The organism is Microbacterium sp. (assembly GCF_029263575.1).
Taxonomy (GTDB): domain Bacteria; phylum Actinomycetota; class Actinomycetes; order Actinomycetales; family Microbacteriaceae; genus Microbacterium.
The window spans coordinates 1-6319 of the sequence record NZ_JAJUFV010000161.1 but is presented as its reverse complement, the minus strand read 5'-3'; the positions used below and the strand labels follow the sequence as shown (position 1 = coordinate 6319).

Sequence of the window (6319 nt, the reverse complement as noted above, 5' to 3'; positions counted from 1 at the left end):
GATAGGTATTTCCGCCTCTTCGACAACCACAAGTACCCCTTCATCGATCCGTCTGAGGATCAGCCAGACCTCACGCACCTCATCGAGGTGAAGCCGGATGAGCCGTTCATCCTGCATCCCGGGGAGTTCGCGCTCGGAGCGACGTATGAGCAGGTCAGCCTCGCCGACGACATCGCCGCGCGACTCGAGGGCAAGAGCTCGCTAGGGCGGCTGGGGCTCATCACTCACTCCACCGCGGGCTTCATCGATCCCGGATTCAGCGGACACGTCACTCTCGAGCTCGCCAACGTCGCAACACTTCCGATCAAGCTGTGGCCCGGAATGAAGATCGGTCAGCTCTGCTTCTTCCGCCTGACCTCACCGACCGAGAACCCCTACGGCTCTGGCCCGTACGGCAATCGCTATCAGGGCCAGCGTGGGCCCACGGCATCCCGCTCGTTCAAGAACTTCCACCGCACCGACGTCGGCAGCACCGATGTCGGGTCGCTCGGCGGCTGATTCATCGAACGGATGCTATCGGCGTCGCGCGCACGTAGTATCGGGAGCGTGAGCGGCGAAAGCACAGACCACGCGCAGAATCCGGACGGCAAGCCGGACGCCCCGCCCACGGGCGAGGGAGCGGTCGACGCTGTCGTTCCCGGTTACGAGGTTCCGAAGCCGGAGATGGTCGACGTGCCGGATGCCGAGTCTGCCGCGGCCGACTTCGCGGTGCCTCCGCCGCCGACGTTTGAGACGCCATCGGTGCCTGCCGCTCCCGCGGAGCGGTCGCGTGCTGGCGGAGCCGCGTCGGATGTGGTGCCGCCGCCGACGGATGCGACCTGGTCAGCTGAGCGAACCTGGAAACCGCGCCTGACGTGGAGCCATCATGGCGCCGACGAGACTGCGGATGCCGCGGCGAGCGGCACTGGCGCTGATGCGGGATCGGATGCCGCGGGCACCACCGGGTCGAATGTCGCGGGATCTCTGACCGTGCAGGAGAAGATCGAACGCGCCTCGCGAGCCGGGCAACCCGACGCTGCCGTGCCGTCGAGCCGGGCGGCGCTTCGTGAATCAGCCACGGCAGAGCGTGTTCCGGTCGCGCCGTCGGAGGGCACAGAAGGCGGCAGCTACCGCGGCTGGACGATCACGATCTTCGGCGGCCTCGCTGTGCTGTTCTTCGGCGCGGTCGGTTTCATGGTGTTCCTGGGCTTCTCCAGCTGAATCGCTCGCGCTTCGGGCCGCCCGGATAGCCGTGGCCTTCGTGACCACGCGCGAAGCCGCCGTGTCGAAACGCGTGTGGCCCGAACTCGCGACCGTCAGGCCCGAACGTGCCGGGCCCACACCCGTGCGACCCGCGCCCGCCGCGCTTGCCGTTCAGCGATCTCTGACATCGTCTCCGCGACCAGGTCGAGGAGCGAGATGTCGGCGTTCGTCCTTCCCAGGATGCGCGGCGCAGCCCGAGGCCCAGGAATCGTGTGGCCCGCACCGCGTACCTCATAGAGCGTGACCGATGGAATCGCGTCCTCTTGACGGCGGATGCTGGTGACAGATGTCGGACCCGACTCCGCCCGTGAAGGGAGCGGCATGGATATTGGCGGCGTCGAGATGCCATTTCGTCGCGCGAGATAGAGCGCGGTATCTGCGGCTGAACGGGTGCGGCCCCCGACCTTGAACAACGCACGTGCCCACGGCTTCAGCCCTCCGCCGGAGAATGGCACGATTTTGTCGCGGGTTCCGTGCACGAGTGCAATAGGTATCGCGTGAGCGGGCGGTGCATCGTCGCTACTGAGGAAGCTTTCCGCAGTGGGCATGGCCGCTGAGACGATGATTGCCGCAGCGGCCAGATCTGGCGTCTCATGCAGCAGGCGTAGCACCATCTGTCCGCCGTTCGAGTATCCGATCAGTACAACTCGGTCGCGATCGATTCCGTGACTTGCGGCGAGGTGCTCGACGACAGCGCGGGTGAAGGCGACATCGTCTATGCCTTCCAGTCACGCAGGAAAGAAGCTTTCGCGACGAGCGTCGTTCCAGTTGCCTTTATAGCCGTCAAGGTAGGCGACGACTGCGTTGCCCACGGCGACAACGGGGTCGAGAACGTTGCCAGTGAAACGACGGTGTGTGTCTGCCGTCTGGCGCGAGCCGTGAAAGACGAGGACGAGAGGTCTGGGCTCGGCAGCTGCCGCCGCCGCCCCGAGAACGGTGAAAGTTCGTCGGTGTTCATCTATCGTCAGTGCTTCGTGGGCGACGGGGACGGCATCTGCGGTACTCATGAGTGTTACGGTAATGCTTGACATCGTGTCAAGGTCAAGTCTGAGGGGTTCGCATGAAGATCGGTGAACTGAGCCGGCGCAGTGGCGTAAGCGCGCGCTCCTTGAGGTACTACGAGCAGCATGGGCTGATCGCGTCGGAACGTGCCGCGAACGGCTATCGCGTTTATGGCGATGACGTTGTCGAACGTGCGCACAGCGCTCATCTCCTGTTTGAACTTGGCGTTCATCGCGAACTGGTCAGGGCGGTGCTGGCTTGCGCTAGCGATGTATCAGTCGAGGTGCACCGCGCCACGCGCGATCAACTCGCGGAGGTCCGTGACCGGATGGGTGATCGCATCACCGAGCTTTCCCGGGCGCATGAGGCACTCTCGTCGGTGGTAGATCGGGTTTCGTTGACGAAGGACGTGTAGCAGTCGCAGCTTGTGACGACGAAGAGCGGATGCCGGGGCATCCGCTCTTCGTTCGATAGATGTTGCGGGAAGGGTTTGGCGGGTGGCGCTCGCTAGCGATCGTCGCGCGCGCGGGTGAACCCGGCGTCGAAGCCGCGCTCGTACGCGCCCTGCGCGAAGCGCGCGAAACGTGCGCGAGGGTGTCCGCCGCCGTGGCCGCGGTGTCCACGCGGGCCGCCGAAACCTTCCGGTCGGCCGTGCTGGCAGCCGGCGTGCTCGTTCATATCGGGCGCGTCGTGGCCCTCGTGGTCAAAGTGGTGCGGCCCTCCGTGACCCGGGTGGCCGAAGCCGTGCCCGAACCCGCGTCGGAACGGTCCGAAGTCGCGTCCGCGACCGAAACCGCGTCCGCGACCGAAACCGCGTCCGCCGCGTCCGCGGGGAAGAGGTGTCTCCTCGTCCCAGCCGAACGCACGAGCAAGCTGCTCGAGCGTGGCCATGGTGGTGGCGAGGTCGTCAGCGGGAACCGCATCAGTGACCTTCGCGCGGATGCCGTCGACGATATCGCCGAGGCGTTCTTTGGCTGCTCGGCCTTCGTCGGTCAGGGTCCAGGTGCCGTCGGCATCCGTCACCCAGCCGAGCTTGATCAGCCGACCGAGCTTGTGCATGGGCGGGGTCTTGCGACGGTCTGTGGAAACGGTGCCGTCGATGATGTTCAGCAGCCGCCATTCGCGACGCGTGATGCCTTCGGATTCGAAGGCTGCGGCGAACTCGGCTGCCATGAGGCGATCGACGGCCTTGAGCCAGAATCCGAAGGGGCGGGTGTTCTCATCAGAGTTGATGGTGTTCATGAGTAAAGTCCTTTGCTTGTAACTATGCATGTATATGTAGTGTGACATGCAATGCCAATACATGTCAAGTTGCATGTAATGTTGAGGGTATGAGCACGGAGAACTCGGATGCCGCCGAGACCATCGCGCACGCGCTGTCGCGCCTGCGGGGACGGCGACCGATGGGCCCAGGGCTACGCAACCACGGCCACGGCGGACCGCACGGCGAGCATCAACACGGACACGGGTTCGGTGGCGCGCGTGGATTCGGCCCGCCGCCATGGGCGGGGGGCCCTGGCGGGCGCCTCGGGGGTCCGGCTTGGATGAGGATGCTGGAGGCTCTTGCCACGGCATCCGAGCCTCTCAGCGTCAGCGCACTCGGCGAGGCGGTCGGCGTTGACCAGCCACGCGCCTCACGACTTGTGCAGCAGGGCGTTCAGCGCGGATTCGTGCAGCGCGAAGCTGACCCCGATGATGCCCGACGCACGCGTATCGCGCTCACGGACGAAGGTCGCCGTATCGCGCGCGGGATGCGCGGAGAGCGGCGCGAAGTGCTGTCGCGCGCGCTCGAATCCTTCACTGAAGACGAGAGTCGGGAGCTTGCCAGGCTACTGAGCAAGCTCGCCGAAAATTGGGGGAGCTGAGTCGGGTTCGATCGAGCGGCGTCTTCTCGCCGGCGTCGATTGTCGTCTGGCTCACAACGGCACGAACAGCGCCTCGAATGGCGGCTTGCCAACAGCGACCGAGACGTGGCCACGGCCGGTGGTGTCCTCGGCGATCAGCAGGTCGCCGGGGCCGAACTGTCTGCGGCTGCCGTCTGTGACCTGTACCTCCATCACCCCGCGCAGCATCACCACCCACTGTCTGCGCGGTGCCGTATGCGGTGCGCCGTCCAATTCGGCGCTGCGTATATACATGGTGCCCGCCGAGGACGGCAGCCCGCAGGCCGCCATCGGCGGCAACCCGTCTGCGATGTGTTGTTGGGTGAGAATCATCTCGTCATCGACGAACTCCGAGCCGCCGTCGGCGTTGCAGACGATTCTTGTATAGCGCAATATCTCATCCATCAGGCTGCTACCTGGAACCGCGGTCGAACGGTGCCGTTGCGAATGCCTTCGGGCGCCCAGAATTCGCTGACGAGCTTGCTGCGGACATCGGCGTCAGGCGCATTCTGCAAGGAGCGGTAGCAGCTCGGTAGTTCGGTTGGAGTTTCAACTGGATCGTTGCTCATGTGATCGAGCCTATAGGACCGCGCGTCCCCAGCCGAGCCCGGAGATCCTGCCGACAGTCTTAGGCGTCGCGATGCCGATCAGCATGGCATTGGAATTCACCACCGCGATCTCGCTGAACACCGTGCCCACCGAGATCAGCGTTACCCCCAGCCAGAACAGCGACGGTACCGGCTCGACGAACCAGAGCCCGAGCATGCAGAGGACGAGGGCGCCCGTGCCGATGCCGAGCCAGAGCTTCTGGCGCCCGGCCGCATCCGCGCGCTGGCCGAGAGCTGGTGCGAGGAGCAGGACTGCGAGGGCGGCAATGGTGGAGCCGAGCCCCAGGCCGCTAGTGAGTCCGGCGATGGCCGACACATGCGCGTCGCTCTCGGGGTCAAGGGCTGCGATCTCCGGCGGGAGGAAGGCATCGGTCGTGAGGTACGTACAGCGCCGTGAAGATGAAGGTCAGGATGACGGAGTAGAACGGCTGTGTCGACCAGTCCCACAGTGCCCATGAATACACCTGTTTCTTGGGAGCGGGCTGGTCTTCTCGTAACGCCAGATCGATCGAGGCCACCGCTCAAGCCACCCGTTGGGACTTCACCGGCAAGAGGAGCAGGAAGCCGAGCAGGAGCACCAAGATGATGCCCAGGATGCCGAACGAAGTCGCGCCGGTCAGCACGATCAGCAGCGTCCACGCACCGGACGCCATCCAGCTCGCAGCGCGGCCGGTTGTGGCGTAGAGGCCGAAAATCTCACCCTCTCGCCCAGCAGGTGTGACCCGAGCCAGGAAAGAACGGGATGCCGCCTGCGCCGGGCCGACGAACGCGCAGAGGATGAGGCCTCCGATCCAGAAGACAACGGTTCCGGCATCCACCAGGAAGAACACGGCGAGACCGGCGATCACCATCGCACCCAGCGCGAACAGGATGATGCGCTTCGGGCCGAAGCGGTCGTCGAGACGGCCGGCGAGGATCGTCGAGATGCCTGCGATCAGGTTAGCGGCGATGCCGAAGAGAGCGAGCTCGAGAAACTTGAAGCCGAACACCTGACCGGCGATGATCGCGCCGAAGGCGAAGATTCCACCGAGTCCGTCGCGGAAGACGGCGCTGGAGAGAAGGAACCAGAACGTGGGTCGCGTCTCGGGGGAGCGGTACAGGCCGATGACGTCCTTGACCAGCAGCACATACGACGTGAAGAAGCCGACCTGCCGTTCAGGGCGCCCGAGCGACGGCTCAGGGACGTTGAGGAAGATCGGGATGGAGAAAACGATCGCCCAGATCGCACATCCGACCGCGATGATGCGGAATGGCAGGCCGCCGTCGTCAGAGATTCCGAACCAGTTGAAAGCGTAGAAGACGATGACGATGACGAGGGCGAGGACACCGCCGATGTAGCCGAAGCCCCAGCCGAGACCGGAGACTTTGCCCACCGTTTTGGGGTTCGCAATACCGACGAGCATGGCGTTCGAGTTCACCGCTGCGATCTCGCCGAACACCGAACCCGCCGAGACCAGCACCACGCCCAACCAGAACAGCGTCGGCGTCGGCTCGACGAACCACAGCCCCAGCATGCACATGATGAGCGCCCCGGTGCCGATGCCGAGCCAGAGCTTCTGGCGCCCTGCGGCATCCGCTCGTTGG

Annotated in this window: 11 protein-coding genes; 4 read left to right on the top strand and 7 right to left on the bottom strand. The window is 65.0% G+C overall.

The genetic code is table 11. From position 1 onward, the window contains the following. The coding region (gene dcd / locus Q1J95_RS13390; RefSeq protein ID WP_300268362.1) for a dCTP deaminase at positions 1–498 on the top strand (498 nt) is incomplete at its 5' end. Between the two features lie 48 nt (positions 499–546). Further along, entirely contained in the window at positions 547–1200 is a 654-nt protein-coding gene (locus Q1J95_RS13385) for a hypothetical protein (RefSeq protein ID WP_300268360.1), read from the top strand. Between the two features lie 95 nt (positions 1201–1295). On the opposite strand, the gene Q1J95_RS13380 is transcribed toward Q1J95_RS13385, so the two are convergent. Continuing rightward, entirely contained in the window at positions 1296–1961 is a 666-nt protein-coding gene (locus tag Q1J95_RS13380) for a prolyl oligopeptidase family serine peptidase (RefSeq protein WP_300268365.1), read from the bottom strand. A gap of 9 nt (positions 1962–1970) precedes the next feature. After that, positions 1971–2249: a hypothetical protein gene (locus Q1J95_RS13375; RefSeq protein ID WP_300268358.1), complete on the bottom strand. Its 279-nt coding sequence runs from the start codon at positions 2247–2249 to the stop codon at positions 1971–1973. A 53-nt stretch (positions 2250–2302) separates the two neighbouring features. Between Q1J95_RS13375 and Q1J95_RS13370 the strand changes: the two genes are divergently transcribed. Further along, positions 2303–2659, top strand: coding sequence for a MerR family DNA-binding transcriptional regulator (locus Q1J95_RS13370; RefSeq protein ID WP_300268355.1), 357 nt, complete (start codon positions 2303–2305; stop codon positions 2657–2659). A gap of 92 nt (positions 2660–2751) precedes the next feature. Here the strand turns inward: Q1J95_RS13370 and Q1J95_RS13365 are convergent, their stop codons facing one another. After that, positions 2752–3486 carry a hypothetical protein gene (locus Q1J95_RS13365; protein ID WP_300268353.1) on the bottom strand — a complete coding sequence of 245 codons (735 nt, stop codon included), beginning with the start codon at positions 3484–3486 and terminating at the stop codon, positions 2752–2754. Between the two features lie 89 nt (positions 3487–3575). Here Q1J95_RS13365 and Q1J95_RS13360 point away from each other — a divergent pair, with 89 nt between their 5' ends. Continuing rightward, positions 3576–4109 carry a MarR family transcriptional regulator gene (locus Q1J95_RS13360; RefSeq protein ID WP_300268350.1) on the top strand — a complete coding sequence of 178 codons (534 nt, stop codon included), beginning with the start codon at positions 3576–3578 and terminating at the stop codon, positions 4107–4109. 51 nt (positions 4110–4160) lie between these two features. Here the strand turns inward: Q1J95_RS13360 and Q1J95_RS13355 are convergent, their stop codons facing one another. The 4 genes from Q1J95_RS13355 to Q1J95_RS13340 form a co-directional block, all read right to left on the bottom strand. Continuing rightward, positions 4161–4532 (bottom strand): hypothetical protein, encoded by a 372-nt coding sequence (locus Q1J95_RS13355; protein WP_300268348.1) that lies wholly within the window; start codon positions 4530–4532, stop codon positions 4161–4163. After that, positions 4532–4696, bottom strand: a complete 165-nt coding sequence (locus Q1J95_RS13350) for a hypothetical protein (RefSeq protein WP_300268346.1) — start codon at positions 4694–4696, stop codon at positions 4532–4534. Before Q1J95_RS13350 ends, Q1J95_RS13355 begins: the two co-directional genes overlap by 1 nt. 10 nt (positions 4697–4706) lie before the next feature. Next, positions 4707–5051 (bottom strand): hypothetical protein, encoded by a 345-nt coding sequence (locus Q1J95_RS13345; protein WP_300268344.1) that lies wholly within the window; start codon positions 5049–5051, stop codon positions 4707–4709. A 205-nt stretch (positions 5052–5256) separates the two neighbouring features. After that, on the bottom strand, positions 5257–6319 hold a 1063-nt coding region (locus Q1J95_RS13340; RefSeq protein ID WP_300268343.1), incomplete at its 5' end, for an MFS transporter.

Bases quoted from the DNA above. Each gene is read 5' to 3' on its own strand.
- Q1J95_RS13350 (WP_300268346.1), bottom strand. From the start codon at position 4,696: ATGAGCAACGATCCAGTTGAAACTCCAACCGAACTACCGAGCTGCTAC.
- Q1J95_RS13375 (WP_300268358.1), bottom strand. From the start codon at position 2,249: ATGAGTACCGCAGATGCCGTCCCCGTCGCCCACGAAGCACTGACGATA.
- Q1J95_RS13360 (WP_300268350.1), top strand. From the start codon at position 3,576: ATGAGCACGGAGAACTCGGATGCCGCCGAGACCATCGCGCACGCGCTG.
- Q1J95_RS13370 (WP_300268355.1), top strand. From the start codon at position 2,303: ATGAAGATCGGTGAACTGAGCCGGCGCAGTGGCGTAAGCGCGCGCTCC.
- Q1J95_RS13355 (WP_300268348.1), bottom strand. From the start codon at position 4,532: ATGGATGAGATATTGCGCTATACAAGAATCGTCTGCAACGCCGACGGC.
- Q1J95_RS13365 (WP_300268353.1), bottom strand. From the start codon at position 3,486: ATGAACACCATCAACTCTGATGAGAACACCCGCCCCTTCGGATTCTGG.